Origin of the sequence: Pedobacter zeae, assembly GCF_014196715.1 — a bacterium.
Lineage (GTDB): Bacteria > Bacteroidota > Bacteroidia > Sphingobacteriales > Sphingobacteriaceae > Pedobacter > Pedobacter zeae.
This window is the reverse complement of record NZ_JACIEF010000003.1, coordinates 24,054-49,971: the sequence shown is the minus strand read 5'-3', so window position 1 is coordinate 49,971 and position 25,918 is coordinate 24,054. Positions and strand designations below refer to the sequence as shown.

The following is a 25,918-nucleotide window of genomic DNA, read 5'->3' as shown; positions in this document are numbered from 1 at the left end:
AGGCATGAATCTTCGAATTTTAATTTTTCTGCTGGCTTCTTTTTTTTCTTTACAATTAAAGGTAAAGGCACAACAAAAGCCAAACGTAATTATTGTACTGGCCGATGATATGGGCTACGCCGATATTTCATGTTATGGGAGTCCGCTGATTAAAACCCCGTTTTTAGATGGGATGGCTGCAAAAGGAATAAAAGCAACGAATTTTGTAACTACCTCACCAACCTGTACCCCTTCGAGGGCATCGTTGCTTACCGGCAGGTATTGCAGCCGGATGGATTTGCCAAGGCCAATAGGCCCCGGCGAAAAAGAGGGGATTCCTGAAGATGAAATTACCATTGCCCAAATGCTTAAACAATCGGGCTATGCAACAGCCTTGATCGGTAAATGGCACCTCGGCGATCATGGCGTTTCTTTGCCGAACAAAAAAGGTTTCGATGAGTTTTATGGGTTGCTATACAGTCACGATTACAGGGCACCCTATGTAAAAACCGATACCACGATCAAGATTTTCAGAAATACCAAACCCGAAATTTACAAACCGCACGATAGTATTTTAACCACCTCTTATACCCGCGAGTCGATAAAATTCATTAAAAAAAGTACAGCAGAAAAGAAACCGTTTTTCCTTTACCTGGCGCAGAATATGCCGCACCTACCAGTAGCTTTTGCCGCGCAAAAAAGCAGGAAAATACCTTCCGCGGGAGGCGAGTTAGGCAATGTAATTGAAGACATGGATGCAGGACTGGCCGAAATCTGGAAACAGGTTGTGGCCTCCGGACAGGCGGATAATACTATTTTTATCTTCACCAGCGATAATGGTCCATGGATAAATGCACCACAGCGCATGTATGATGATGGTTTTACCAAATTTTACCATGTAGGCTCGGCAGGGATTTTTAGAGGCTCAAAAGGAATCTCATACGAAGGTGGTCATCGTGTTCCGTTTATCGTGTACTGGAAGGGGCACACGCTTAACAATACCCAGTTAACCAAGCCCATTTCTAATCTCGATGTTTTTCCTACACTGGCCGAGTGGACCAAAAGTAAATTGCCGCAGAAAGTGTATGATGGTGAGTCTGTTTCAGGGTTGCTAACCAATAAAACTTATAACAAAACACATCGACCTATTTATTACCACAATTATGTACTGGAAGGGGTAAAAGACGGCGATTGGAAGTTGCGCATCACTAAAAAAGACAATCAGGAAGTACCCGAACTTTACAATTTATCATGGGATCCGGCCGAGCGGGTTAATTTAATTGATGATGCAAAATATGTAAGCCAAAAAGCGCATTTGATGAAACTTTACCTGGAATACCCCGGAAATTCGAAGTAAAATCTAACTTTTTGCTATTAAGGCGATTGTTCCTATGGCCATTAAAGATTGCCGCCATCATATCCAATTAAAATGTATATTTACTGTTCGGAAACAGAATAAATGGAAAAAAGATGGGTGCTTGCGTCAGATTGTGATGATGCTACTATAACTACGATTGCAGAACAACTGAATATAGACCGCTCGTTGGCACAGATACTTGTGCAGCGGAACATCTGTGATTTCGATCAGGCTAAAGATTTCTTTAGGCCAAATCTTGATCAACTTCACGACCCTTTTTTAATGAAAGATATGGATGTTGCCATTGCCCGTATAGAAACTGCATTGGCTAACAACGAAAAAATATTAATTTATGGAGATTATGATGTAGATGGAACAACTTCGGTTGCGCTGGCTTTCAGCTTCTTTTCTCAGCTCACTAAAAATATCGAATATTACATCCCCGATCGCTACCTGGAAGGTTATGGCATTTCTACCGCAGGAATCGATTACGCCAATGAAAATGGTTTTTCTTTGGTTATAGCATTAGATTGTGGAATAAAATCGATTGATAAAATCGGGTACGCCAATACGTTAGGTATTGATTTCATTATCTGCGATCACCATTTACCTGGTGATGAACTGCCCCGGGCCATTGCCGTTTTAGACCCTAAACGTGCCGATTGCGTATACCCTTTTAAAGAACTTGCCGGCTGCGGTATCGGTTTTAAACTGGCGCAGGCCTATGCCCAGAAACACGGGCTTCCGAAAGAAAGCTATCTCTGTTATCTTGATTTAGTGATGGTAAGCATCGCTGCTGATATTGTACCGGTAATAGGCGAAAACCGCATTTTGGCCCATTATGGCCTGAAAAAATTAAATACCGATCCTTGCGAAGGTTTACGGGCTTTAATGGAGGTTTCGGGGAAAACCGAAAATTACAGCATTACTGATGTGGTTTTCACCTTAGGGCCCAGGATTAATGCTGCCGGAAGGATCGATCATGCTAAACATGCCGTTGCCATGCTGCTCTGCCAGGTGGATGGTAACTCGTTAGAGCAAAGCGAACTCATCAACCTTAAAAATACTGAACGTAAAACCTACGATCAGGACATTACCCGCGAAGCGTTGGCACTGATCGGCGAAAGTGAAATCCTCATTAACAGGAAAACGACCGTGGTGTTTAACGAAAGCTGGCACAAGGGAGTGATCGGGATCGTGGCCTCGCGTTTAACGGAAAAATATTACCGTCCGACGGTGGTACTCACTAAATCTAACGGGCATGTGGCCGGTTCATGCCGTTCGGTGGTAGGCTTCGATTTATATGAAGCTTTAAATGGTTGTGCTCATTTATTGGATCAGTACGGTGGACATAAATTTGCTGCCGGTTTAACCATGCAGGAACATAATATTGGTGCTTTCGCCGATAAATTTGAAGAAATTGTATCTGCCAGTATTACCGAAGAGCTTTTAACGCCAATGATCAGGATAGATGCCGAAATCGAACTGTCGCAGATAAATGGTAAATTTTACAGGGTTTTATCTCAGATGGGGCCGTTCGGGCCGGAAAATATGTCGCCTGTTTTTGTTACGCACAATGTATACCTGGCACAGTATGCCACGGCAGTTGGCCAAAATCATTTAAAAATTAACATAAAACAACAAAATTCGCCTATTTTTGAAGGCATTGCATTCGGACTGGCAGAATTTCAGAATCTTTTACAGCCAAAAGTACCGTTTTCTGTTTGTTATACGTTAGAAGAAAATGTATGGCGCGATAAGAAACGTTTGCAGTTAAACATTAAAGGAATAAAAGTTAATTAACTATAAAATAAATCGTCATGCTGAACTTTATTCAGCATCTAAATTTGAAGATCCTGAAATAAATTCAGGATGACGGATGAATCAATATATGATATTAAAAGCCGAAAACCTGGTTAAAAAATACAAGCAGCGTACCGTTGTAAATAATGTTTCCTTTAATGTAAGCCAAGGGGAAATTGTTGGGCTTTTAGGCCCCAACGGGGCGGGTAAAACCACTTCTTTTTACATGATCGTGGGTTTGATCAAGCCAAATGAAGGCCGTATTTTTTTGGAAGAAGAAGACATTACCGAAGACCCGATGTACCGCCGGGCGCAAAAAGGAATCGGTTACCTGGCCCAGGAAGCGTCTGTTTTTAGAAAACTTACCGTAGAAGATAATATACTGGCCATTTTGGAAATGAGCAAATTGACCAAGGAAGAACAGCGTGATAAACTTGAAGAGCTGATTAACGAATTTAGTTTGCACAAGGTACGGAAAAACCGTGGCGATCTGTTATCAGGTGGTGAACGCCGCCGCACCGAAATTGCACGTGCTTTAGCTGCAAATCCTAATTTTATATTATTGGACGAACCTTTTGCCGGCGTTGATCCAATTGCGGTAGAGGAAATCCAAAGTATTGTTGCCAAATTGAAACATAAAAACATAGGCATTTTAATTACCGACCACAACGTACAGGAAACACTATCGATTACCGATAGGGCTTACCTGCTTTTTGAAGGGAAAATTTTAGAGCAGGGTGTGCCCGAGGTGCTCGCCGAAAACGAAATGGTAAGAAAAGTGTATTTAGGATCGAATTTCGTATTGAAACGAAAAAAATTTGATGTTTAACCATTCTATCGCCGACAAAAGTAGTTGGATCAACAAACAAATTCTGATTTGATGTGTTGCCTAAGCGCGGCGTTAAAACTAAAGTTATTTCTGTGTATAAAAATATGTGCGAATCCCCACGTGACCAATGGGTAAGTATGAAAATCCCGGGTAAAATGAGGCTTATTCACTTTAACATTTAAAAATGGCATTTGTAAATTCAATTTTTACCTGGTTAATGAAAAAGCGGATCCACCAGATCGAGCTTTTTATGAAATATCCGTATGACGTTCAGGAAGAGTGGTTCCATACATTAATTGATAGTGCAGAGAATACAGAATGGGGTAAATTGTACGATTACAAAAGCATTTTAACTCCGCAGCAATATCAGGAGCGCATCCCAATTCAAAATTACGATACCTTAAAACCTTATATCGAACGCATGCTCAATGGTGAGCAAAATATCCTTTGGCCGTCTGATATCAAATGGTTTGCGAAATCATCCGGTACCACCAGCGATAGAAGTAAGTTTATCCCGGTTTCGCAGGAATCTTTAGAAGAATGCCATTTTAAAGGTGGTAAAGATATGCTTTCCATCTATTGCAATAACAGGCCCGATAACCAGATGTTTACCGGTAAAGGCTTGGTTTTGGGTGGCAGCCATCAGGTTAATCAGTTAAACGAAGACTGTTTTTATGGTGATTTATCAGCTGTACTGATCAAAAACCTCCCGATATGGGCCGAATATTACCGTACGCCCGATATGTCTATCGCGTTGATGGATAATTATGAAATCAAGATGGATAGGATGGCCGAAGCCACCATTACTGAAAACGTAACCAGCATTTCTGGCGTGCCAACCTGGACCATCGTATTGGCTAAAAAAGTGCTCGAACTTACCGGAAAACAGAATTTACTGGAGGTTTGGCCAAACCTGGAGCTATATATTCACGGAGCGGTAAATTTTGCCCCCTACCGTGAGCAGTTCAAACAGCTTATCCCATCCGCTGAAATGTATTATCTCGAAACCTATAATGCTTCAGAAGGCTTTTTTGGGATTCAGGATCAGGATAATTCGGAAGAAATGTTGCTCATGCTCGATTATGGCATCTTTTATGAATTTGTGCCGATGGAGAATATAGGGGATGAAAATCCTAAGGCATTATTGCTGGCTGAGGTAGAACTGCATAAAAACTACGCCATTGTGATTTCAACCAACGGAGGCTTATGGCGGTATATGATTGGCGATACCATCCAGTTTACGTCACTTTCTCCATACCGCATAAAAATTACAGGGCGCACCAAACATTTTATCAATGCTTTTGGCGAGGAAGTGATCATTGATAATGCAGAACAGGCCCTAACCAAAGCCTGCCAGGAAACAGGTGCAGAAATAAAAGATTATACTGCAGGGCCGATCTACTTTAAAGATGAAAAAGCCGGTGGGCACGAATGGATCATTGAATTTGATAAACAACCTAATGATTTTGAAAAGTTTGTTGATGTGATGGATCAAACCTTACGTGAGGTGAACTCGGATTACGACGCAAAACGTTTTAAAGACATGGCTTTGGCCCGGCCTAAGGTACATAATGCCCCTGCGCATACTTTTTACAATTGGTTAAAAGCAAAGGATAAATTGGGGGGGCAGCATAAGGTACCCCGTTTAGCCAACGAACGTAAATATGTAGAAGATATTTTGGAGATGATAAAATCAGCTTAAATTTAATTAGGGTGTCAGTCTGAGTCTGTGGAAGACCTAATGATGGCACTTCGACGGGCTCAGTATGACAATCTTATAATTAACTCTGCTCAAAATGAAAAACATCCTATTTTTTCTTTTAATTCTGGGATCTTCAGTTTATCAATCCAAAGCCCAGGTTAAAGAGCATTATAAAGCACAGATCGCCTATAAGATCGTAGAAACTTCTCCGAGGTATAGGCAGCTTACCAAAGGTCTTTACGAAAGGATTGTTAAAAATGGTGGTACCTCTTATGGCATTATGCTCGAAAGTAGCCCAAATCCCAAAACTGATCTTTCAGAAGCCTATTCAGAAAACTATCATTTTAACCTGCACGAAAGTTATGCCGATAGGATGCCCATTATTGCAAGGTTTGTATTTGATCCCAAAAAACAGCAGCTTTACGAAGAAGATGTGGCTAACGATAAACTAATTGCAATCGCTTTTGATAAAAAATTATTGCCACGCTTTAATAGAAACAGATGAAAAGCATCAGCTATAAACAAATCGCCTGGCTATTGTTTTTCACTTACTTTTTTATCCTGATGGTGCAGATTACTTTACTTTACCTCCCATTAAGCAGTAAAGTATCATTCCTGCAGATTAAGCAGACCGAAGTTACCGGAATCAAAGCTTACCTTCCTATATTTTATGTGCATGTATACAGCGCCATATTTGTCTTGCTGGCAGGCTTTACACAATTTAACGCCAAAATTTTAACTAAATATCCTAAAATACACCAATGGCTGGGCTATTTGTACGTAAGTTTTGTGTTATTGTTGGCTTCACCATCCGGTATTTTTATCGGTTGGTTTGCAAACGGAGGCTTAACAGCAAAAACCTCCTTTATAATTTTGGGTGTTTTATGGTTCTGGTTTACCTTAAAAGCCACCTTATTGATCCTGGAAAGAAAAATAACCGTCCATAAAAAGTTGATGTACCGCAGTTTTGCCCTGGCAACTTCGGCCATCACTTTAAGGCTGTGGAAGGTTATTTTAGTATATTTATTCCACCCGGCGCCTATGGATGTGTACCAGATTATTGCCTGGCTGGGCTGGATACCCAATTTACTGATTGCTGAATGGCTGATCAGAAAGAATATTTAATGTAAAAACAAATAAACCCTATGAAAAAAATCTTGGCGCTCGTTATGATTCCACTTTTGATGTTATCGTGCAGGGATAATAAAAAAACAAATGAACAAAAAAAGGTTATTCAGGTAGCTCAACCGGAAATCCACAAAGAACTTTACGGTTTTTGGGTGGGCGATTTTTACTCCGAAGAGGAGCTGGAATACGACGGGGATATGACCGACGCAGTAAGAAAACTCAATATCAATATTAAAAAGATAACCACAGATACGGTAATCGCTCAAAGTGTGGTTTCAGGCAACAGCCGCCCGTTATTGGGTAAATTATCAGACGATGGAGGTAAAATCAGTTTTGTGTTAGATGAGCCAGGCACAGAAAAATACGATGGTAAGTTCGAAATCACCTTAGTTGGCGATACCTTGATCGGCAAATGGAATGCCTATAGAACCGAATTAAAATGGCCCGAAAGACAGTTTAAACTGATCAAAAAAGCTTTTGCCTACAACGCTAACCTGATGTTGCCCAGCGAAAGCAGTTATGTAGACTGGAGCGACCACAAGATGATAAAAAGAGTGGATACCGCAGAAGACGGAGAAATCGACACCCTTGAGGCCAATCCATTTTACAGGAGCGCATCCGATCAGATTTTTAAATTAAATGCTTCAACCACAGTACTTAAGGAAGAGGATGTAAAAAACCTAAGGAAACTCGATCTGCAGATCATCAAGAATACCATTTTTGCCAGGCATGGTTATGCTTTTAAAAAACAGACTTTTAGAAATTTTTTCGATCCGGTAGCATGGTACGTTCCCGTTAAAAGCAATGTTGATCATGATTTAACACCGATAGAAAATAAAAATATTAAGTTATTAGACCGTTTTACCAAATACGCAGAAGACAATTACGATGCTTTTGGCCGTTAATTTGTAAAGGATTAACCATGAAATTGAATAAGGCGAAAATACTAGGCTTCTTTAAGAAATCAGAAAGCAAAGCCACAATTATCTTAAATGATAAAACCAAAGCCAGCAATACCATTAAAGATGCACTTGGCAAGGCGGTAACCAATAAAGGTGATTTAGAAGGGATTTGGGCTAAGCTGGTATTGCTCTTTGCTGTAGCTAAAGATTATGTAAACGGAGATTATACCGAAATCCCTAAAAGATCAATCATTGCCATTTTAGGCGGTTTAATTTATTTCTTGTCGCCTGTAGACGTGATTCCGGATTTTGTACCGTTTTTAGGCTTTATTGATGATATTTATATCTTAAACCTGGTGTACAGGCAGGTGATTAAAGATCTTGAAAAATATAAGGCATGGAAGGATGCTCAAATAAAATTTATTGGTAATGCAGATGGCTCAACCGCAACATAGTTTTACCGATTGGTTGGGAAAGCATCTTTTCAGCTGTCCTTTCAAAGCAAATTTTGGAATAGATTGCCCGGGCTGTGGCTTTCAGCGGTCGGTTTTAGCTTTGTTAAAGGGTGATCTTATCGCTTCCTTTAAATTATATCCTGCAACGATCCCGATTATTTTTATGGTGTTGTTTACCATTGTTCACCTGAAATTAGATTTTAAATTTGGGGCACAATTAATAAAAATCGTTTTTGCAGGTGTTGTACTAATTATTTTAATCAACTACATTTACAAAATATACACTCATCAATTGATCTAAACATACCTATGTCAGAAGAACAGGAAAACCCTCAAGAAAATAAACCTATTGATCCTTCAAAGAATCAAAACCCTGAACCGGCACCTTCTCAGCCGCTTGACCAAGGGTCTGCAACGCCACCACCGTTTCAACAACCTCCACCATTTCAGCAGCCTCCGCCGTTTGGCCAATTTGGAGGTGGCTTTGGACAGCAAAGCCTGCCCAACTCTACCGTAGTGCTTGTACTGGGCATTCTTTCGATTGCATTTTGCTGTTGCTATGGTATTATAGGTTTGATCCCTGCAATTATTGCATTGGTTTTAAGTAAGAAGGACAGGGTTCTGTATGCAGCCAATCCAGCTCTTTATACTTTAAGCTCATATAAAAACTTAAATGCGGGCAGAATATGTGCCATTATTGGTTTAATCTTTAATATTTTATCCCTGCTTTATTACGTTGTTATCATTATAATGTTTGGTATGGGAATGTTAAGCGATCCAAATAAAATGCAGGAAATCTTAAAAGGTCTTCAATAAAGCATCATTTAATTTTACCTTAAAAATATAAATCGGATGGTACATGCCATCCGATTTTCTTATTTTTGTATCGTTCAAAATTGTAAATAAAAAACTAAGATAATGTATCCAGAATATTTAGTAGAGCCAATGCGTAAGGAATTAACTAACGTAGGTTTTCAAGAATTAAAAAATGCAGCAGAGGTAGATCAGGCCATTAAAGGTGAAGGGACCGTGTTGGTAGTGGTGAACTCTGTTTGCGGTTGCGCAGCGGCTAATGCACGTCCGGCAGCAAGAGCAGCAGCAGCCCACGAAAAACATCCTGATAAATTGGTTACCGTTTTTGCAGGTATGGAAAAAGAAGCAGTAGATCAGGCCAGAAACTATATGATGCCTTTTCCGCCATCTTCTCCGGCAATGGCATTATTTAAAGATGGTAAATTGGTACACATGATCGAGCGCCACCAGATTGAAGGTCGTCCGGCACAAATGATCGCTGATAACCTGATCGGTGCTTTCGAGCAATATTGCTAATAAAAGACCCCGATTGAGGGATTACACCGATAGGTGATGCTTAAAACGATATAGAAAGGTGAATGGAAACATTCGCCTTTTTGCGTTTAATAATTTTCGTTATCCCAAGGAACAATTTATTGTATAAATTAATATTATTGACAAAGAAGTTAAGGTACTATCTTGTGATAGATCTCTCCCCGCCTGTACGGGCAGACGTTCCGCTACACTCCAGCAGAGATGACGGTTTTTTTATTGAACCTTATCCGGTAGTGTTTACTAAAAATCCTTATTCAGCAATTTCTCCAGTTCCCCGAACGAAACATTCATCCTTACCCGGCCTTGTTTAGCGTAAGAAATTTCTCCTGTTTCTTCTGAAATAATTACCGCAACAGCATCAGTGGTTTCAGAAACACCGATTCCTGCTCGGTGCCTTAAGCCAAATTGCGAAGGCAACTGGTCGTTATCGGTTAAAGGTAGAATGCAACTGGCACTTTTAATTTTATTTTCGGAGATAACCACGGCACCATCATGTAACGGACTGTTTTTTTGAAAAATACTTTCCAGCAAACGTTTCGAGATTTTGGCATCAACCAGTTCACAGCTATTGGCAAAAAACTGTTCATCGTAAAATTTAACAAAAACCATTAAAGCACCGGTACGGGTTTTCTTCATGCTTTTGCAGGCATCGATAATGGGCTTTATCCTTGTTAAATTGTTCCTTTCAATCTCTTTTCTGCCAAATAAATAACCCCACCAGGCTTTGTTCTTCTGTAAAAAGGCATTTTTGCCGATCAGTAAAAGAAACCGCCTGATCTCCGGATGGAAAATTACAATCAATGCGATGATCCCCACGCTCATAAATTTATCGATGATTGCAGTGAGTAATTCCATGTGTAAAGCCTTTACTATCCAGTAAAAAACTGTAATAATAAACATGCCCACAAGCAGGTTAACGGCCAGTGTATTGCGGATCAGCGTATAAACGTAATAAATTAACAAGGCCACCAAAATGATATCAACGATATCAGTTGGCGATACTTTAAGGAAGTCAAAATCAAAACCTTTCATTTAGTGGCAAGATAGCAAAACAGATTTCAGTTTACAAGATAGGTTGCTTGTTTAAAAGTTGGTTAATTGTTTAAACCGGTTAATCGGTTAACTGTTTGGATGCATAAGGATTAACTCTTTAGGATCGATTTACGTAATGCATTTAACTTTTAACAATGTTGCTCAGTTAACCGATTTAAACAATTAACCAGTTAACCTTTCTACCAACCTCACACATTCCATTGCTTCCTTTACATCATGTACCCTTAAAATGCCGGCTCCTTTTTGCAACGCGATGGTATTCAGTACTGTAGTTCCGTTCAAGGCTTCTGCTGCTGTAATTCCGAGTGTTTTATAAATCATTCCCTTACGCGAAAAGCCAACCAATACCGGGAGTTTGAATATTTTAAAGGCTTCCATCTGGTTAAGCAGTTCGTAATTATGCGCCGCTGTTTTTCCAAAACCAAACCCAGGGTCGATAACAAGGTCGTGAACATGCAGTGACTTGAGTATGGCGATTTTTTTGGCCAGGTAATCAATCACTTCTAAAAGAACATTGTTGTAAACCGGGTTCTGTTGCATGTTCTGTGGTGTGCCCTGCATATGCATCATCATATAGGGCACCTGCAGTTTGGCTATGGTTTCGAACATTTTTTCATCCATATCACCTGAAGCAATGTCGTTAATGATATGCGCACCGGCCAAAATGCCTTCTTCAGCCACTTTCGCCCTGAAGGTATCGATAGAAATAACCGCTTCCGGAAATGCCGAAGCTAAACTTGTTATAACCGGAACCAAACGGTCTATTTCTTCACTTGTAGAAATGTCTTGAGCACCCGGCCTTGATGAATATCCGCCGATATCGATAAATGTTGCCCCTTCATTTAAAAACTGGGCAGCTTTTGTTAAAGCTTCGTCTATCGTTTTTGTGCGGCTGTTGCTGTAAAAAGAATCGGGGGTAATGTTTAAAATCCCCATCACTTTTGGTGTGCTTAAATCAATAATTCTGCCTTTTATATTTAAGCTTTGTTTGGGCTCAAAAAAGTTTTTTTCTGCCATAATAAACCCTTTCGGGGATTTGGGTTTCGCTTTAAAAATGTATCTTTAGCTTTTGTTTTTTCACGACAAAAATACATTAAAACTAAATAATTATTGGCTTTGGCACAAACAAATACCTCTACCGAATTTGATGAAGTGATTGCGGTTTGCAGATCATTATTTTTAAAAAAGACTAAAGATTATGGCACGGCATGGCGGATTTTAAGACCCAGTTCGATCACTGATCAGATTTTTATAAAAGCACAGCGCATCCGTACCCTCGAAGAAAAAAAAGTGAGTAAAGTGGGAGAGGGTGTGGTATCCGAATATATTGGTATTGTTAATTACTGTGTGATTGCCATGATGCAGCTCGAACTGACTGAAAATGACCCCAACGAAATGCCTTACGCTGACGTTGAAAAACTGTTTGAAGCAAAAGTAACCGAAACCAAAGATTTAATGTTTGCCAAAAATCATGATTATGGTGAAGCCTGGCGCGATATGCGCATCAGCTCGTTGACCGATCTGATTCTAATGAAGATTTTTAGGGTTAAACAGATAGAAGATAACGAAGGACAGACCCTTGCTTCTGAAGGGGTAAAAGCAAATTACCAGGATATGCTTAACTATTCGGTTTTTGCGTTGATTAAGCTAGGCGTTAAATAAAATTATACCATCACCACTAGAAAAAACAATTATACCGATGCAAAATTTACTTTTAAGATTCTCCAGATTCTTTGTTGGTGCCTTATTCATATTTTCAGGGTTGATCAAAGCGAACGATCCGCTTGGTTTTGGTTATAAACTTCAGGAATATTTTGAAGTTTTTCACCTGAACTTTCTTAACGGAATGGCTACAGGTATTGCCATTTTACTTTGTACTTTGGAAATTGTTTTGGGCGTGTTATTGTTGTTGGGTTTTTGGAGTAAAAAAGTAGCTTGGGGCTTATTGTTACTGATTATCTTCTTCACACTGTTAACCTTTATTTCTGCCGCATTTAAAGTGGTAACCAGCTGCGGTTGTTTTGGTGATGCCATTCCACTTACCCCTTGGCAATCGTTTAGTAAAGACCTGATCCTGTTGGTATTGATTATTGTGATTTTCTTGAAAAAAGAGCTCATCAGTCCCCTGTTTAAAAAAGAAAACACACAAAGAAATATTGCTATTGCCGTAACGGCTGTTTCATTAGGTTTTGGCCTCTATACCTATAATGTGCTGCCCATTATCGATTTTTTACCTTATAAAGTTGGTGCACACCTTCCATCGTTAATGGTGATTCCTCCGGGAGAAAAGCCTGATGAATTCGAAATCATGTATCACCTTCAGAACAAGAAAACCAAGGAAGAGAAAGACATGAGCGATAAAGATTACCTGAAAACGGAAATCTGGAAAGATAATAACTGGGAAATTATAGGCGAACCGACTAAAAAACTCATCAAAAAAGGATTTGAGCCTAAAATAAAAGACCTCAATATTACCGATGCTTCCGGTACTGATTATACGAAAGAACTGATTGAAAACCCATACTATAACCTGATTTTTGTAGCCTACGATCTTCACAACACCAATGAGGCTGCCATTGGTAAATTAAATGCGCTGGCCCTAAATGCTACACAACAATTTAATATCCGTACGGTATTGCTTACTTCCAATTCAGCACAGGATGCCCAAGCTTTCATTAAAAAGAACAACTTGTTTTCTGAAGTTTTTTTTGCTGACGCGGTACCTTTAAAAAGTATGGTAAGGGCAAATCCGGGTGTTTTGCTGATGAAGAATGGCGTGGTGATCAATAAGTGGCATTTTCATAATGTGCCAACATTTGATCAATTAAGCAGAAAATATTTCGATAAATAACATGATCGGATACGCACTGAAAAAACTGATGTATGGATTGCTTGTAATGGGTGGTGTGATATTGGTTGTTTTTGTGCTGTTCAATATTTTGCCTGGCGATCCGGCAAGGATGACGATGGGCCAACGGGCCGATGTACAATCGCTGGAGGCGGTGCGTAAAGAGTTTGGTTTAGACCGCTCCAAACCTGTTCAGTTCGTTTTATATATCAACGATTTATCGCCGGTCAGTATTTTGGATAATGATAGTGCCAGTCAGCAAAAATACCATTATGCAAAACTGATTGCCTTTGACCAAAAAGTGCTCGCCCTAAAATGGCCATATTTGAGGAGTTCGTACCAAACCAAGCGCGATGTCACGGCAATTCTTGCCGAAACGGTACCCAATACCTTTATTCTTGCTTTAACCGCTATGATTTTTGCCACCGTCATCGGCGTGTTTTTAGGTGTGTTATCAGCAGTTCATAAAGATTCGTGGATTGATAAAACGGCCAATGCATTTGCCATTTTAGGAATATCAGCGCCTTCTTTTTTCGCAGGGATTATCATTGCCTGGTTATTTGGTTTTTTATTAAGCAACTATACGGGTTTAAAAATGAGTGGGAGCTTATACTCTTATGACCCGTTTAATGGCGAAATCCTGACCTTAAGAAATTTATGGTTACCGATGATTACCTTAGGGCTGAGGCCTCTTGCCATTATTGTACAGCTTACCAGGAGCGCCATGCTGGATGTGCTCGCACAGGATTACATCCGGACCGCACGCGCCAAAGGATTAAGCAGAAATGCCATTATTTATAAACATGCTTTAAAAAATGCCATGAATCCCGTAATTACAGCCATTTCGGGATGGTTTGCCTCTTTACTGGCAGGTTCCTTTTTTGTAGAGTATATTTTTGGTTATAATGGTTTAGGGAGAACAACGGTAACCGCCTTAGAAATGTCTGATTTTCCGGTTGTAATGGGATCTATCCTTTTTATCGCTTTTGTATTTGTAGTCATCAATATTCTGGTTGATATTTTATATGCTTATATCGATCCAAGGGTTAAATTAAGTTAAAACAATGCAAATAGCAGAAATCATTAATTATACGGAGCTTGCCGATGCCCGGATCATTGAACTATTTAAGTCAGCAACAATTGAATTGCCGGATGCGGAGCGTTTGTTCAGTCATGTGCTTAATGCCCAGCATATTTGGGCGCAAAGGATTTCAGGTAAAAAACCGCTTTATGGGGTTTGGGATACCCATCCAAAAGAAAATTTTGAGCTCCTTTCTGCAGAAAATTTTAAGCTGATGAGGGAGGTATTGAATAATCAACCTTTAGATAAACGGATTTTGTATGCGAATACGAGGGGTGATCAATATGAAAACCGCATAGATGAAATTTTATTTCATTTATTTAATCATTCTACTTATCATCGCGGACAGGTGGTAACTTTGTTAAAAAAGGCTGGTTTTACACCGCCTGTAACCGATTATATTATGTTAAAACGCGACCATTTGTTATAGGTCGGCCATAGAACTTCAGATGAAAATTTTCCTTATTGGATATATGGGCTGCGGCAAAAGCACCAAAGCAAAACAGCTGGCTCACCGTTTAGATTGCCCGGTGATAGATCTCGATGCCGAAATTGTTTCAAAAACCGGCAAAAGCATTGCCGAATATTTTGCAGAATTCGGAGAAAGTGGTTTCAGGGATTATGAAAGCAAAATGCTTAAAACATACGATTACCCCGAAACCTGTGTGGTGGCTACAGGAGGTGGATTGCCTTGTTTCTTTGATAATATGGAATGGATGAATGCGCATGGAGAAACAGTATACCTGCAAATGGAACCCGCAGCTTTGGTTTCACGTTTACATAACCGCCAAAAGCGTCCGTTGATTAAAGATCTGGATGACGAGCAGCTTTTGGTCTTCATTAAAGAAAAACTTCAGGAGCGCGATCCTTTTTATACCCAGGCAAAAATCATTGTAGATGCATTTGATCTTGATGGGGAAAAGCTGGAGGAGGCTATTAAGAAAAGTCGTTAGTCTGCAGTCCTTAGTCTGGAGTCTTCAGTCTGTAGTCGATGGTAATCGTTAAGTTTGGAGTTAATTTACCAATTAAACTATCACCATTAAGAAGTTAAGGGAATTGAGTTTTAGCGATTGTTTTAAGTCTATCAACCATGAACCATTAAACTATTGACTAATGAACCAATGCCTACTGAACTATAGGCTATTAACCATTAAACTATTAACCATTAAACTATTGACCAATGAACCAATACCTAATGAACCACTGAACTGATATCATCATCGATAATTTTAGCCGACAATAGTGCCAGGGGGATGCCACCACCCGGATGTACGCTGCCCCCGCAGAAATACAGGTTTTTAATTTTTGAGCTGAAATTAGCATGCCTTAAAAAGGCAGAAAACTGATTATTGGAGCTGTTGCCATACAAGGAGCCCTGATAGGATCCGGTTTTGCTTTCAATACTCCGGGGATCAAGCACCTGTTCGCAAATGATATCTTTTTCAATATTCCTGTTCAGCATCCGGCTGATTTTTTTGATCATATTTGCTCTTGCTTCCTTAATCAGCTGATCCCAGTTTTGACCACTGTTTGCGGGTACATTGATCATTACAAACCAGTTTTCACTGCCTGCCGGTGCATCAGTTCTTAGCTGCTTGGAAGTAATATTGATATAAATGGTAGGATCGCTGCTAATGGTTTTATCCTTCCAGATGGCATTAAATTCCTTTTGATAATCTTCGGCAAAGAAAATATTATGCAGGCCTAAGTCGCTGTAATGGCCATCCATCCCCCAGTAGAAGATCATAGCAGAACTGCTGCGTTCCTGGGTTAATAATTTTTTCGGTTCAGCTATGCCTGTAAGTAGATTTTTATAAGTGAACCAGATATCAAGGTTAGAGACCACCACATCTGCTTGATAGCTTCTATCGTTAACTTTTACCCCTTTTACTTTAGGTTTGCCTTCCTTGTTATATAAAATTTCTTCAACTTTTTGGTTGTAATTAAACCTGATGCCCAGCTCTTCAGCCAATTTTAATAAAGCCTGAACAATGCCATACATTCCGTTTTCGGGAATAAAAGCGCCAAAATGATATTCAAAATGTGGAATTACATTTAACGTAGCTGGTGCCTGATAGGGATCTGAGCCATTATAAGTGGCATAACGGTTAAAAAGTTGGGTTATCCGCTTGTCTTTAAAAAAGGATTGGTTTGCCCTAGCCTGCGTTCTAAAGGCATCTATCTGGCCAAAACGGAATATCGATCTTAAAGTATCCCAATGCAGGTAGCTTTTAAGTTTGTGTAAACTCCTTTCTAAAAAAACGCGATGTGTAACCTCATAAATTGTTTTACTTTTTTTTAAATAACGATAGACTTCTGCTGCAGTTGAATGGGTTTTTTCCTCTATTTCTTTTGCAAATCGATCAAGATCAGAGGTGGCATTTAACCTTAAGCCATCTTCGTAAAAGTAACGGCAAACTTCTTTTAGCTTCGTGTATTTAAAATAATCTCCGGGATTTTTACCCGCCAGTTTAAAAAGTTCATCCACATAATGGGGCATGGTAAAAAGACTGGGCCCGGCATCGAACCTGAAACCATTCATTTTTATTTCCCCTAGCTTGCCCCCGGCTTTTGAGCCGGCTTCAAAAACATCAACATCATAACCTTTTATAGACAGACGAATGGCAGATGCAATTCCGGCAATTCCGGCACCAATAACTATGGCTTTTGGTTTAGTCATTAACCTGTTTCAATTCCCCTAAATATACCTCAGTTTGCTTTTCGATCTCGTTGGTCGCAAATTTAATGGCCGAACCTACTTTTGTGGTTTCTGCTTTTACAGGCATTTTACCGATGGTTGCCAATGCATCAACATACCATTTACACCAAACCTCGATAATATGTTTTTCGTTATTTGCTGCTTTTCCCCCAGCAATTGCTTTTTTGCTAAGCTCAAATTCGGTTTTTAAGCGTGTCAAGGCATCTGCTTTAACTTGAGAAACAGTAGCTATAGCCGTGTTTTCATCTGCAGAAATCAATGTATAAGCTGCAGTTAAGGCACTTATCCCTACATTTCTCATTTCCGTTGGCGAAACTTTATCGATCCGGTCGTTATCTGTATGGTAAAACACATCCGTGAAATGCCACATCAATAAGCCCGGAATTTTATGCTGTAAAAAAGGGGTATGATCGCTGCCGCCTTCAAAAGGATTATAGTTAACCGTCCAGTTGGCAAATTTTCCCTGCGTTTTGCAGATGTCAAAAATAAAATCGTTAAAATAATGTGGGAAAAGGTCTTTTTCGCCAACATCCCCGGCACCCCATTCGGTATGTTTATCTGTTCCCCTCGTCCAGATGGCAGACGGATCAGGCATCTTTTCGATCAGGAAAGAACCGCCTGTTTTTTTGGTGTCTTCGCCAACCATATCCAGGCTCATGCCCCATAAAATGCCTTTGGCACGTGTAGTATCCTCCATAATGTATCTTCTCGTTGATACAATTTCATCGCCCCACAAAAATGTGAGACTGCGCTTGGGATTGATTTTTTTAACCTGGTATAATTCGGCTGTGAGCCTCGCCATTTCTGCCAGCGTACCTACACCGCTCGCATTATCATTTGCCCCTGGCTCCTGTACATGAGCACTAAATACGAAACGTTCAGCAGGATTTATGCTGCCCCTGACATTGGCGATAATGGTTAATTCTTCTGAGGGATAAATTTTAGTCTGGATATTTACCTTCAGTTTCGTTTCACCCTTTAAACAAGCAGCTTTTAGTTTTTCTTTAGCTGCATAAGATAAGAGCAGCGTCCATACGTCACTGTTCGCTTTCATGCTGCCAAACTGGATAGAAGTTTGATGAATCTCTGGTTGGGTATATTTTGGCATGGAATAGCCTAAAACACCAATGGCACCGGCTTTGGCTGCAATTTGAAGTAAACGTGATGGATTATTTTCTGAAAACAGGATTTTTCCTTTTAGATCCATTTTCTCTATTTCTGCCGGAATTATTTTTTCGAGGTAAACCACATTGGCCGTAACGCCACCAGCAGGGGTTGAGCCGCAATTGATCGGAATCATGTTGCGGTTGGTTTGGTAAGAAATAAACGGCTGTGTTTCGCCTACAATAGCAATACTGGCATCAACGGGCTCCCAGGTATTATTTTTCATCGCCCTTTTTTCGATGCGATAAGTTAAAGGAGCTTCGGCTTCATTTTGCTTCTGCTGTACAAAGCCCGCTTTTTTAAGGATGTTTTCTACATAATGAATGCTGGCATTAAAACCGGTATTGCCGGGTACGCGGAAATATTTTTCTACAAAAGCGGTGGTTTCGTATGCGTTTTTTTCCTGAAAGCCTGCCCTGGTGAGTTTAAAATATCCATCTGTTGGGTTTTGTGCGTAACATGCCACTCCCGCAAAAAGCAGTAGAAAAAGTATCTTCGTTTTCATGATCATCTATAAAAGCGAAAGATACTAAGAATATTTCAGCTTACTTATGCGTAACGCTTTCCCGTTTTATGTTTTAATCCTTCATCAACCGATAACGGACCAGAGCCAACCACCCAAAACATAATGAGCAGGAACAGCACCAGCACCGAAAGCCAGAGTTCCGAATTGGGGGTAGAGAACCCTGGGGTAAGGTTAATGAAAAACACGGCAAACAGTAAGATAGGGATTTGGATAACCACTGCAAAGCGCGTAACCAGGCCCAGTGTAATCAAAATGCCGCCAACCAGGTGTGCAAAGGCAACAACGTGGATGGCTACACTGATCAGTACACCTGAAAAACCAAATACGTTGTTCTGTGTAATCATATTCTGAAGTACGGATGTGTCGCTAATGAAAGAAACACCTTTTCCAAAAATGATCAGGCCGAGCATAATGCGCAGATAATCCAGCCATTTCGAGTGATGAACATCTCCCCAATGTTCAATTTTACGGATAACGTTCATAATGAACCTCCATTTTTATGTGAATGATACATTAAGTTACGGATTTTATATGGAGTTATCAAATAAAGATTTGAAAATCAGCAGGAACAGAAATTAAATTAACTGCGATAAAGTTACTTACAGGTATATCTTAAAATTAACATAAAATTAATTTGTACCATTGTGGTTTTCGGTATAAATTTTGTATTATTGTTTAAATAGATAGGTTTTTGATCATGAGCAAAGAAATACTAGAGTTTTCTGTACAGGTTGATGAAAAATTTGACTTAAAATTTAACTGGCTGGATGGCTTTTGGGGAGCTGCATTTAAATTTTTTGGAAAATAATTTTTAACATCAAAGATATGCTAAATCAGTTGTTATTAGCTGAGCGGAAAAATATTGCCCAATCTTTCTTAATTTAAACCCTCAACCTTCTACCCTCAACCTTTATCCTCTTTTTTCTATATTTGCAGAATAATGAGTAAGAGAAAACCCGGTACGGTAACCATAGTTCCAAACGTACATATAATTGATATCGCTGAAGAAGGGAAAGGTGTTGGCAAGGCCGACGAGTTGGTCATTTTTGTTGACAAAGCTGTTCCAGGCGATGTGGCAGATGTGCGTTTGACCAAGAAGAAAAAGAATTTTGCTGAAGCCATCATTGAGCAATTGCACGAAAAATCAGATTTACGTACCGAGCCTTTTTGTCCTCATTTCGGCACCTGTGGCGGTTGCAAATGGCAGCATATGGGCTACGATTCCCAACTTAAATTTAAACAGAAAAATGTTGAGGCCGCTTTACAGCGCCTTGGAAAAATAGATGTATCAAACGCAGAGCCTATTCTGGGATCTGCCAAGAACCGTTATTACCGTAATAAACTCGAATTCACATTCTCAAACAAGCGTTGGCTGGAAAAAACCGATGTAGAACGCGATGAAAACTTTGATATGAATGCTCTGGGTTTTCACGTGCCCTTGCGTTTCGATAAAATTTTGGATATCGAACATTGTTACCTCCAGGATGAACCTTCCAATTCGATCCGGAATGCAGTACGTAAATATGCATTGGAGAACGGACTGTCGTTTTACGATCTCCGTAACCATGAAGGGGTTTTGCGTAACCTCATTATCCGTACTTCAACTACAGGCGAAGTAATGGTGGCGGTGGTATTTGCTTATCCTGAACAGGCGCAGGTTGATGGCTTAATGAGTTTTATCCAAAATGAATTCCCACAGATTACTTCGCTGCTATACATCATTAACCGAAAGAAAAACGATACGATTTTCGATCAGGATGTGGTGGTATTTGCAGGTCGCGATCATATTTTCGAAGAAATGCCTGCCGGACTAACAGGCGGGGATGTCATCCGTTTCAAAATCGGCGTAAAATCTTTCTATCAGACCAATTCAGAGCAGGCATTAGAACTTTATAAAATTACCCGTGATTTTGCTGGCTTCAAAGGCGATGAGCTGGTGTACGATCTTTACACAGGGGCCGGAACCATTGCCAATTTTATTGCAAAAGAAGTTAAACAGGTAGTTGGAGTAGAATATGTACCAACGGCAATCGAAGATGCCAAGTTTAATTCTGAATTGAATGGAATTGATAACACAGTTTTCTATGCGGGCGATATGAAGGATATCCTGACTTCTGAATTTATATTGGCACATGGCAAACCGGATGTGGTGATTACCGATCCGCCACGTGCGGGGATGCATGCTGATGTGGTGCAGCGGTTGCTGGAAATGGAATCGGAAAAAATTGTATATGTAAGTTGTAACGCGGCAACACAGGCGCGCGATTTAGAACTTTTAAAAGACAAATACGATGTGGTGCGCATTAAACCGGTAGATATGTTCCCACACACACAACATGTGGAGAATGTAGTGCTTTTAAGGTTGAAGGCGTAAGATGTAAAATGGAAGTAAGCTGTAAAATGGAAGATGTATGATGGAATTTTAGAACGTTTCATCATTTAAACCTTTCAATAATAAAAAAATGGATAGAGAAGAATTATTACACGCAACACCGGAAGAAGACGGAGAACCGCAGAAGAAACGGGAGAGTCCGTTGGTGAGTTTAGAAAAAGACCTGGAATTTTATGCAGATGCAATTAAAGAAGTTGCCATCGAAATCATGGTTGAAGGTATCTCGGCTTATCCGATTTTTATTGCACACCAGCACGAAGTAAATATTGGAGAACTCATTTTAAATAAAGAAGAACTCAACACCGAATGGACCATACAGGCTTCTACTTTCGAAGAATTTGTAGAAAAAGGGATCATCAGCAAAGAGAAGAAAGAACCATTTTTAAAGGTTTATAAAAAACCTGAAGATTTTATGTGTGTGTTCGTAATTGTTCCGGAAGGGGCAAATTTTATTTACTATCCTTATAAAAAAGGCAGAAAGTAGGTTTTTATTCTAAAGTTTGCTGCTCTGGGAGGAAGCCTGTTCGTATAAGGAATTACATCTGCATAATTCCGAATCGGTAAAATCCTTTATAAAGACAACGCCGTTTTGCATCCACAAAACGGCGAGCTATTATTAACTAAACTAAACTTTTAATTTACATGGTTAACATCTCCGCTCTTAGAGCTTGATGTTTTTTTAAGTGATGCATTTCCTTTATAGCTCACATCACCACCGCCACTTGCAGCTGCCTCCAGGCCTTTATTTACATATATATCTACATCAGAACCACCAGAAGCCTGCACTTTTGCATATTCAGTAATCAGTTCGTAGGCATCGATATCACTGCCGCCGCTTGATTGAATGGTCATGTTTTCTGCTTTACCTTTTAAATTCAGGTCACTGCCACCACTCGATTGGATGGATAAATCCTTACAGATTACCGTTAATTTTAAGTCGGAACCGCCAGAAGAACGAATGGCAAGCTTATCGGTTTTGATCTGGTTTTGTGTAAAAACATCCGATCCGCCTGATGCAGCAAGTGCATTTAATGTTTTGAAAGTTACATATGCTTTAATTACACGGTTTTTAAATAAGCTGCTCCATTTGATGCCATCTTTGAATTTGATATTCACATTATTACCATTTTGCTCAACAATAATATCTTTCAAGGTTTCTGCATCTGATTTTATACTCACAGTTTCACTATTGCCCTGTGTGAGGTATAAATCTATTCCGCTACTTACTCCTATACTGCTAAAATTTTTTACCGGGAAATTTTTTGTTTCCTGTGCTTTAGCCATGTAGCTGGTTACCACTATAAATAAAAAAACGGACGATTTAATAAGGCTTTTCATAATTGTATTTCGTTAAATGATTCTGAAGCTATCATTTCACGAATGTTTGCGGAATGATGTTCATGATTTTTGTGTTTTGGTTATCCATTAGACGCATCTCCGGTAGAAACGTTGCAAACAATCGAAATTATTTTTCAAATAGTTTGAATTTCATCCTTAAAATCGTTCTTTTTGTATTCAATCCTTTTTATAAAATGGCATCGCAATTACTTATTCTTAACAAGAAACAAATTCAGCAGAAAATAGACCGTATCGCTTATCAGATTTTGGAAGACAACCTGAATGAGAAAGAAATTGTATTGGCCGGTATCTGGGACCGCGGCTATAAATTGGCCTTAAGATTAGAAAAGGTACTCAAAAAAATCTCTGGCTTTAAATTAACCCTGCTGCGCATTGATCTGCAAAAAGAAAGCAGCAAACTGGTTGCCTCAACCGATCTGGATGAAAGCCACTGGAAAAATAAAGTAATCATTATCGTTGATGATGTGCTCAACAGTGGTAAAACTTTGGCTTATGGTTTGGGCGTTTTCTTAAACACCCCGCATAAAAAAATCCGCACGGTAGTATTGGTAGACCGCAGCCATAAAATTTTCCCTATCGCAACCGATTTTGTTGGTCTTGAACTGGCAACCATTTTAAAGGAACATGTAGATGTGGTGATGGATGTGGAAGGTGAAGAAGACCGGGTTTATTTGAGCTAGGGCGGGTATAAAATGTAAGATGGAAGAGTTAGGATGGGTGATGGCAATATCGTTCTCGTTTGTAACGAGGATGGACGAGAACAGCGATTGTATCGCTGAATAATGTATCGTTTAAGAATTTTATACCACAAATGCGGATCCTGCCTGATCCTCCTTGCAAACGAGGACTATAAACCGTTTAAAATTTGCAATTCAGCTCAATTTTTTGCAATTTTCCGGAATGTATCATCCCAGAAAAAATAATTTGATTTTCAACTTTTTCTCCTGGTACATCCGATTTATCATCAAAAAAGACTTTGCGGCGTTTCATTATGATCAAATGGAGGTTAAATCTGATGCTTCCATATTGGTTTTAGCCAACCATTTCAGCTGGTGGGATGGCTTTTTTCTTTTCTACATCAACAAGAAAGTATTTAAAAAGCAATTTCATGTATTGGTGAATGCTGAAAATTATACCAAAGTGGGCTTTTTGAAATACCTGGGTGCCTTTGCTGCCGAAAATAAGGGAAAAGATGTATTGGCCACCTTAGATTATGCCGGAAAACTGCTGGACGATGCTGCAAATCTTGTGCTTGTATTTCCGCAGGGCAAGTTATATTCAAACCATTTAAAAAATATCAGTTTCGAAAAAGGGGTGATGCAGATGATCAACGCCAGCCAGAAGAAACTTAACATTATTTTTGCAGCCACTTTTATAGATTATTTCGCGAAGAGGAAGCCATCTGTGTACACTTATCTGCAACATTGGGAAAATGAAGAATATGTAAGCCTGCAATTGTTAAAAAGTGCCTATAATAAACATTATGATCAATCGGCGGTTAAACAAAATCAGATTATTGAATGACAATTTTTATTTACGCCGTTTTAATTTTTCTGGTCATCCGGTTTTCGGTTACCGTATTTAATTTCCTTTCCAATCCTAAATTGCCCCGGGTAGTTAAACATTACCATGATAAAGTTTCCATCTTAATTCCTGCCAGAAATGAAGCCGATAATATCCTGAATCTGCTTCTATCTATTAAAAATCAGGATTATGCCAATTACGAAGTAATGGTTTTAAACGATAGCAGTACCGATAATACTTTGGCGATAGTTGAAGAATTTTGCATGGCTAACCCGCAGTTCAACGTAATAAATGGAAAGGAGCTTCCGCCAGACTGGCTGGGTAAAAACTATGCCTGCCACCAGCTTAGCGAATTGGCTTCAGGGAAATACCTGTTGTTTGTAGATGCAGATGAATCTATAAAAAGGGGGTTGATCAATAGCCTCATCAACCGGATGGAAATCGGAAACCTTGCGCTGCTAAGCGTTTTTACTAACCAAACGATAAAATCGATAGGAGAGTGGCTTACCGTACCGTTAATGCACTTTATGCTATTGAATTTATTGCCCCTGCGTTTGGTGAGGCTTTCGAAAAATCCGGCCTTTGCTGCGGCTAGCGGGCAGTGTATGTTTTTTAATGCCAAGCAATATCAGGAAAACCAATGGCACGCAAAGGTTAAGGGACGTGTTGTGGAAGATGTAGAAATAATGAAACTGGTAAAACAGGAAAAATTAAATGCAGAAGCACTTTTGGCCAACGGACTGATCTATTGCAGGATGTATAAAAATTTAGGTGAAAGCTTAAACGGTTTCAGTAAAAATTTACTTGCAGGTTTTGGGAATAATATCATAATATTATTACTTTACCAGCTTTTGGTAGCTATAGGTCCGGTAATTTTAATCTTAAACTTTAATTTCGCTTTGCTGGTATTACCATTAACTTTAATCTTATTAAGTAGAATGATGATCTCTTATTTATCAGGACAGCATGTACTCATAAACTTGATATTACATCCTTTTCAGATGTTATTCTTCTTAATTATTTCAATCATTTCTATAACAAAATATACTTTTAAAACTGGAACATGGAAGGGCAGAACGATCAAAACGATTTAAAGGTTAAAAGAATTGCAGTTGCAATAATTGTTGTTTTTCATTTGGTTGGTTTGCTTGGCTTTTTAATACCTGCCGCACAGCCTTACTTTATCAAGTTGGTTCCTTTTCATTTGTTATTGATGTTTAGCGTCATTGTTTTCGCTTATAATGCAGATGTTAAACGGTTATTGTTATTTATATCAGGTGTTTTCCTTTGCGGTTTTCTGGTGGAAGTGTTAGGAGTAAGCACCGGTAAAATATTTGGCAGCTATTATTATGGCAATACTTTAGGCTACAAAATAGCTGCGGTTCCTTTGCTAATGGGCGTAAACTGGGTTATCCTGGTCTTCAGCGTGGGGCAGATGATCAGGAGCATGAAAATTAGAAACAGCATCCTGGCATCATTTATCGGTGCTGTTATCCTCGTTGCTTTCGATTTCTTTTTAGAACCGGTAGCCATGAAATTTGATTACTGGCACTGGGACTGGCACGAAATCCCAGTTCAAAATTATGTGGCCTGGTTTATTGTTTCGGTAATCTTATTGAAGTTTTATTACGCTTTAGGCTTAAAACAGCAAAAATATATCGGTACGGCCATGTTTGCCTCGCAATTAATCTTTTTTGTTGTCTTATACATGACAACCGGAACAAATATTTTTGCTTAATTTTGTATCGCA

The 25,918-nt window shown here is 39.4% G+C and carries 30 protein-coding genes; 23 read left to right on the top strand and 7 right to left on the bottom strand.

Translation table 11 applies throughout. The annotated features are described in order from the left end of the window. Positions 1-4 precede the first annotated feature (4 nt). The 11 genes from GGQ60_RS13200 to GGQ60_RS13150 all read left to right on the top strand — a co-directional run bounded on the left by GGQ60_RS13200 (position 5) and on the right by GGQ60_RS13150 (position 9,484). Positions 5-1,336, top strand: coding sequence for a sulfatase-like hydrolase/transferase (locus GGQ60_RS13200; RefSeq protein WP_183764982.1), 1,332 nt, complete (start codon positions 5-7; stop codon positions 1,334-1,336). Between the two features lie 102 nt (positions 1,337-1,438). Continuing rightward, positions 1,439-3,139 (top strand): single-stranded-DNA-specific exonuclease RecJ, encoded by a 1,701-nt coding sequence (recJ, locus tag GGQ60_RS13195; protein ID WP_183764978.1) that lies wholly within the window; start codon positions 1,439-1,441, stop codon positions 3,137-3,139. Positions 3,140-3,227: 88 nt separating this feature from the next. Next, the gene (lptB, locus tag GGQ60_RS13190; RefSeq protein ID WP_090502159.1) at positions 3,228-3,968 is read left to right on the top strand and encodes an LPS export ABC transporter ATP-binding protein; all 741 of its coding nucleotides are present in this window, start codon (positions 3,228-3,230) and stop codon (positions 3,966-3,968) included. Between the two features lie 184 nt (positions 3,969-4,152). Beyond that, positions 4,153-5,670, top strand: a complete 1,518-nt coding sequence (locus GGQ60_RS13185; protein WP_183764976.1) for a GH3 auxin-responsive promoter family protein — start codon at positions 4,153-4,155, stop codon at positions 5,668-5,670. A 94-nt stretch (positions 5,671-5,764) separates the two neighbouring features. After that, positions 5,765-6,175, top strand: coding sequence for a hypothetical protein (locus tag GGQ60_RS13180; protein ID WP_183764973.1), 411 nt, complete (start codon positions 5,765-5,767; stop codon positions 6,173-6,175). After that, the gene (locus GGQ60_RS13175) at positions 6,172-6,795 is read left to right on the top strand and encodes a DUF2306 domain-containing protein (RefSeq protein WP_229685111.1); all 624 of its coding nucleotides are present in this window, start codon (positions 6,172-6,174) and stop codon (positions 6,793-6,795) included. The genes GGQ60_RS13180 and GGQ60_RS13175 overlap by 4 nt, the downstream gene beginning before the upstream one ends. A 20-nt stretch (positions 6,796-6,815) precedes the next feature. Next, positions 6,816-7,703 (top strand): YARHG domain-containing protein, encoded by an 888-nt coding sequence (locus GGQ60_RS13170; protein ID WP_183764970.1) that lies wholly within the window; start codon positions 6,816-6,818, stop codon positions 7,701-7,703. 17 nt (positions 7,704-7,720) lie between these two features. Beyond that, complete coding sequence (locus GGQ60_RS13165) at positions 7,721-8,155, top strand: YkvA family protein (protein ID WP_183764967.1); 435 nt, start codon at positions 7,721-7,723, stop codon at positions 8,153-8,155. Then, positions 8,130-8,456 carry a DUF2752 domain-containing protein gene (locus GGQ60_RS13160; protein ID WP_221235965.1) on the top strand — a complete coding sequence of 109 codons (327 nt, stop codon included), beginning with the start codon at positions 8,130-8,132 and terminating at the stop codon, positions 8,454-8,456. The genes GGQ60_RS13165 and GGQ60_RS13160 overlap by 26 nt, the downstream gene beginning before the upstream one ends. Before the next feature lie 8 nt (positions 8,457-8,464). After that, on the top strand, positions 8,465-8,971 hold the full coding sequence (locus tag GGQ60_RS22910; protein ID WP_221235964.1) for a CCC motif membrane protein: 507 nt from the start codon (positions 8,465-8,467) through the stop codon (positions 8,969-8,971). 102 nt (positions 8,972-9,073) lie between these two features. Then, entirely contained in the window at positions 9,074-9,484 is a 411-nt protein-coding gene (locus GGQ60_RS13150; RefSeq protein ID WP_183764962.1) for a BrxA/BrxB family bacilliredoxin, read from the top strand. 258 nt (positions 9,485-9,742) lie between these two features. On the opposite strand, the gene cdaA is transcribed toward GGQ60_RS13150, so the two are convergent. Both cdaA and folP read right to left on the bottom strand, forming a co-directional pair. Beyond that, positions 9,743-10,534: a diadenylate cyclase CdaA gene (gene cdaA, locus GGQ60_RS13145; protein WP_183764959.1), complete on the bottom strand. Its 792-nt coding sequence runs from the start codon at positions 10,532-10,534 to the stop codon at positions 9,743-9,745. A gap of 183 nt (positions 10,535-10,717) precedes the next feature. Then, complete coding sequence (gene folP / locus GGQ60_RS13140) at positions 10,718-11,572, bottom strand: dihydropteroate synthase (RefSeq protein ID WP_183764956.1); 855 nt, start codon at positions 11,570-11,572, stop codon at positions 10,718-10,720. Positions 11,573-11,671: 99 nt separating this feature from the next. Between folP and GGQ60_RS13135 the strand changes: the two genes are divergently transcribed. The 5 genes from GGQ60_RS13135 to GGQ60_RS13115 are packed head-to-tail and all read left to right on the top strand — an operon-like array spanning position 11,672 to position 15,437. Next, the gene (locus GGQ60_RS13135; RefSeq protein ID WP_183764952.1) at positions 11,672-12,217 is read left to right on the top strand and encodes a DUF1599 domain-containing protein; all 546 of its coding nucleotides are present in this window, start codon (positions 11,672-11,674) and stop codon (positions 12,215-12,217) included. Positions 12,218-12,254: 37 nt separating this feature from the next. Next, positions 12,255-13,406 carry a BT_3928 family protein gene (locus tag GGQ60_RS13130; protein ID WP_183764949.1) on the top strand — a complete coding sequence of 384 codons (1,152 nt, stop codon included), beginning with the start codon at positions 12,255-12,257 and terminating at the stop codon, positions 13,404-13,406. 1 nt (position 13,407) lies between these two features. Then, positions 13,408-14,463, top strand: coding sequence for an ABC transporter permease (locus tag GGQ60_RS13125; RefSeq protein ID WP_183764946.1), 1,056 nt, complete (start codon positions 13,408-13,410; stop codon positions 14,461-14,463). 4 nt (positions 14,464-14,467) lie between these two features. Continuing rightward, positions 14,468-14,914 (top strand): DinB family protein, encoded by a 447-nt coding sequence (locus GGQ60_RS13120; protein WP_183764943.1) that lies wholly within the window; start codon positions 14,468-14,470, stop codon positions 14,912-14,914. 19 nt (positions 14,915-14,933) lie between these two features. After that, positions 14,934-15,437: a shikimate kinase gene (locus GGQ60_RS13115; protein ID WP_183764940.1), complete on the top strand. Its 504-nt coding sequence runs from the start codon at positions 14,934-14,936 to the stop codon at positions 15,435-15,437. Positions 15,438-15,676: 239 nt separating this feature from the next. Here GGQ60_RS13115 and crtD read toward each other — a convergent pair whose 3' ends face one another. The 3 genes from crtD to GGQ60_RS13100 are packed head-to-tail and all read right to left on the bottom strand — an operon-like array spanning position 15,677 to position 19,375. Continuing rightward, positions 15,677-17,164: a 1-hydroxycarotenoid 3,4-desaturase CrtD gene (gene crtD, locus GGQ60_RS13110; RefSeq protein ID WP_183764937.1), complete on the bottom strand. Its 1,488-nt coding sequence runs from the start codon at positions 17,162-17,164 to the stop codon at positions 15,677-15,679. Then, positions 17,157-18,872 carry a M28 family peptidase gene (locus tag GGQ60_RS13105; protein ID WP_183764934.1) on the bottom strand — a complete coding sequence of 572 codons (1,716 nt, stop codon included), beginning with the start codon at positions 18,870-18,872 and terminating at the stop codon, positions 17,157-17,159. The genes crtD and GGQ60_RS13105 overlap by 8 nt, the downstream gene beginning before the upstream one ends. 44 nt (positions 18,873-18,916) lie before the next feature. Next, the gene (locus tag GGQ60_RS13100) at positions 18,917-19,375 is read right to left on the bottom strand and encodes a DoxX family protein (RefSeq protein ID WP_183764931.1); all 459 of its coding nucleotides are present in this window, start codon (positions 19,373-19,375) and stop codon (positions 18,917-18,919) included. A gap of 215 nt (positions 19,376-19,590) precedes the next feature. On the opposite strand from GGQ60_RS13100, the gene GGQ60_RS13095 reads away from it, so the two are divergent. From GGQ60_RS13095 to GGQ60_RS13085, 3 genes are all read left to right on the top strand, one after another. Continuing rightward, positions 19,591-19,701 (top strand): hypothetical protein, encoded by a 111-nt coding sequence (locus tag GGQ60_RS13095; protein ID WP_025145553.1) that lies wholly within the window; start codon positions 19,591-19,593, stop codon positions 19,699-19,701. Positions 19,702-19,833: 132 nt separating this feature from the next. Further along, a complete protein-coding gene (gene rlmD / locus GGQ60_RS13090; RefSeq protein WP_183764928.1) occupies positions 19,834-21,267 on the top strand; it encodes a 23S rRNA (uracil(1939)-C(5))-methyltransferase RlmD in 1,434 nt (477 codons plus the stop codon). 88 nt (positions 21,268-21,355) lie between these two features. Then, positions 21,356-21,769, top strand: a complete 414-nt coding sequence (locus tag GGQ60_RS13085) for a hypothetical protein (RefSeq protein ID WP_183764925.1) — start codon at positions 21,356-21,358, stop codon at positions 21,767-21,769. 149 nt (positions 21,770-21,918) lie between these two features. Here GGQ60_RS13085 and GGQ60_RS13080 read toward each other — a convergent pair whose 3' ends face one another. Beyond that, the gene (locus GGQ60_RS13080; protein WP_183764922.1) at positions 21,919-22,623 is read right to left on the bottom strand and encodes a head GIN domain-containing protein; all 705 of its coding nucleotides are present in this window, start codon (positions 22,621-22,623) and stop codon (positions 21,919-21,921) included. A gap of 194 nt (positions 22,624-22,817) precedes the next feature. Between GGQ60_RS13080 and GGQ60_RS13075 the strand changes: the two genes are divergently transcribed. Further along, entirely contained in the window at positions 22,818-23,324 is a 507-nt protein-coding gene (locus GGQ60_RS13075; protein WP_090502125.1) for a phosphoribosyltransferase family protein, read from the top strand. A 178-nt stretch (positions 23,325-23,502) separates the two neighbouring features. Here the strand turns inward: GGQ60_RS13075 and GGQ60_RS22990 are convergent, their stop codons facing one another. Then, positions 23,503-23,634, bottom strand: a complete 132-nt coding sequence (locus GGQ60_RS22990) for a hypothetical protein (RefSeq protein ID WP_260300609.1) — start codon at positions 23,632-23,634, stop codon at positions 23,503-23,505. A 9-nt stretch (positions 23,635-23,643) separates the two neighbouring features. On the opposite strand from GGQ60_RS22990, the gene GGQ60_RS13070 reads away from it, so the two are divergent. The 3 genes from GGQ60_RS13070 to GGQ60_RS13060 are packed head-to-tail and all read left to right on the top strand — an operon-like array spanning position 23,644 to position 25,906. Then, positions 23,644-24,168 carry a 1-acyl-sn-glycerol-3-phosphate acyltransferase gene (locus GGQ60_RS13070; protein ID WP_229685110.1) on the top strand — a complete coding sequence of 175 codons (525 nt, stop codon included), beginning with the start codon at positions 23,644-23,646 and terminating at the stop codon, positions 24,166-24,168. Then, positions 24,165-25,262, top strand: a complete 1,098-nt coding sequence (locus GGQ60_RS13065; RefSeq protein ID WP_183764917.1) for a glycosyltransferase family 2 protein — start codon at positions 24,165-24,167, stop codon at positions 25,260-25,262. The genes GGQ60_RS13070 and GGQ60_RS13065 overlap by 4 nt, the downstream gene beginning before the upstream one ends. Beyond that, on the top strand, positions 25,232-25,906 hold the full coding sequence (locus GGQ60_RS13060; RefSeq protein WP_183764914.1) for a carotenoid biosynthesis protein: 675 nt from the start codon (positions 25,232-25,234) through the stop codon (positions 25,904-25,906). The genes GGQ60_RS13065 and GGQ60_RS13060 overlap by 31 nt, the downstream gene beginning before the upstream one ends. Positions 25,907-25,918: the final 12 nt, after the last annotated feature.

Bases quoted from the DNA above. Each gene is read 5' to 3' on its own strand.
- GGQ60_RS13200 (WP_183764982.1), top strand. From the start codon at position 5: ATGAATCTTCGAATTTTAATTTTTCTGCTGGCTTCTTTTTTTTCTTTA.
- recJ (WP_183764978.1), top strand. From the start codon at position 1,439: ATGGAAAAAAGATGGGTGCTTGCGTCAGATTGTGATGATGCTACTATA.
- lptB (WP_090502159.1), top strand. From the start codon at position 3,228: ATGATATTAAAAGCCGAAAACCTGGTTAAAAAATACAAGCAGCGTACC.
- GGQ60_RS13185 (WP_183764976.1), top strand. From the start codon at position 4,153: ATGGCATTTGTAAATTCAATTTTTACCTGGTTAATGAAAAAGCGGATC.
- GGQ60_RS13180 (WP_183764973.1), top strand. From the start codon at position 5,765: ATGAAAAACATCCTATTTTTTCTTTTAATTCTGGGATCTTCAGTTTAT.
- GGQ60_RS13175 (WP_229685111.1), top strand. From the start codon at position 6,172: ATGAAAAGCATCAGCTATAAACAAATCGCCTGGCTATTGTTTTTCACT.
- GGQ60_RS13170 (WP_183764970.1), top strand. From the start codon at position 6,816: ATGAAAAAAATCTTGGCGCTCGTTATGATTCCACTTTTGATGTTATCG.
- GGQ60_RS13165 (WP_183764967.1), top strand. From the start codon at position 7,721: ATGAAATTGAATAAGGCGAAAATACTAGGCTTCTTTAAGAAATCAGAA.
- GGQ60_RS13160 (WP_221235965.1), top strand. From the start codon at position 8,130: ATGCAGATGGCTCAACCGCAACATAGTTTTACCGATTGGTTGGGAAAG.
- GGQ60_RS22910 (WP_221235964.1), top strand. From the start codon at position 8,465: ATGTCAGAAGAACAGGAAAACCCTCAAGAAAATAAACCTATTGATCCT.
- GGQ60_RS13150 (WP_183764962.1), top strand. From the start codon at position 9,074: ATGTATCCAGAATATTTAGTAGAGCCAATGCGTAAGGAATTAACTAAC.
- cdaA (WP_183764959.1), bottom strand. From the start codon at position 10,534: ATGAAAGGTTTTGATTTTGACTTCCTTAAAGTATCGCCAACTGATATC.
- folP (WP_183764956.1), bottom strand. From the start codon at position 11,572: ATGGCAGAAAAAAACTTTTTTGAGCCCAAACAAAGCTTAAATATAAAA.
- GGQ60_RS13130 (WP_183764949.1), top strand. From the start codon at position 12,255: ATGCAAAATTTACTTTTAAGATTCTCCAGATTCTTTGTTGGTGCCTTA.
- GGQ60_RS13125 (WP_183764946.1), top strand. From the start codon at position 13,408: ATGATCGGATACGCACTGAAAAAACTGATGTATGGATTGCTTGTAATG.
- GGQ60_RS13120 (WP_183764943.1), top strand. From the start codon at position 14,468: ATGCAAATAGCAGAAATCATTAATTATACGGAGCTTGCCGATGCCCGG.
- GGQ60_RS13115 (WP_183764940.1), top strand. From the start codon at position 14,934: ATGAAAATTTTCCTTATTGGATATATGGGCTGCGGCAAAAGCACCAAA.
- crtD (WP_183764937.1), bottom strand. From the start codon at position 17,164: ATGACTAAACCAAAAGCCATAGTTATTGGTGCCGGAATTGCCGGAATT.
- GGQ60_RS13105 (WP_183764934.1), bottom strand. From the start codon at position 18,872: ATGAAAACGAAGATACTTTTTCTACTGCTTTTTGCGGGAGTGGCATGT.
- GGQ60_RS13100 (WP_183764931.1), bottom strand. From the start codon at position 19,375: ATGAACGTTATCCGTAAAATTGAACATTGGGGAGATGTTCATCACTCG.
- GGQ60_RS13095 (WP_025145553.1), top strand. From the start codon at position 19,591: ATGAGCAAAGAAATACTAGAGTTTTCTGTACAGGTTGATGAAAAATTT.
- rlmD (WP_183764928.1), top strand. From the start codon at position 19,834: ATGAGTAAGAGAAAACCCGGTACGGTAACCATAGTTCCAAACGTACAT.
- GGQ60_RS13085 (WP_183764925.1), top strand. From the start codon at position 21,356: ATGGATAGAGAAGAATTATTACACGCAACACCGGAAGAAGACGGAGAA.
- GGQ60_RS13080 (WP_183764922.1), bottom strand. From the start codon at position 22,623: ATGAAAAGCCTTATTAAATCGTCCGTTTTTTTATTTATAGTGGTAACC.
- GGQ60_RS13075 (WP_090502125.1), top strand. From the start codon at position 22,818: ATGGCATCGCAATTACTTATTCTTAACAAGAAACAAATTCAGCAGAAA.
- GGQ60_RS22990 (WP_260300609.1), bottom strand. From the start codon at position 23,634: ATGAAACGCCGCAAAGTCTTTTTTGATGATAAATCGGATGTACCAGGA.
- GGQ60_RS13070 (WP_229685110.1), top strand. From the start codon at position 23,644: ATGGAGGTTAAATCTGATGCTTCCATATTGGTTTTAGCCAACCATTTC.
- GGQ60_RS13065 (WP_183764917.1), top strand. From the start codon at position 24,165: ATGACAATTTTTATTTACGCCGTTTTAATTTTTCTGGTCATCCGGTTT.
- GGQ60_RS13060 (WP_183764914.1), top strand. From the start codon at position 25,232: ATGGAAGGGCAGAACGATCAAAACGATTTAAAGGTTAAAAGAATTGCA.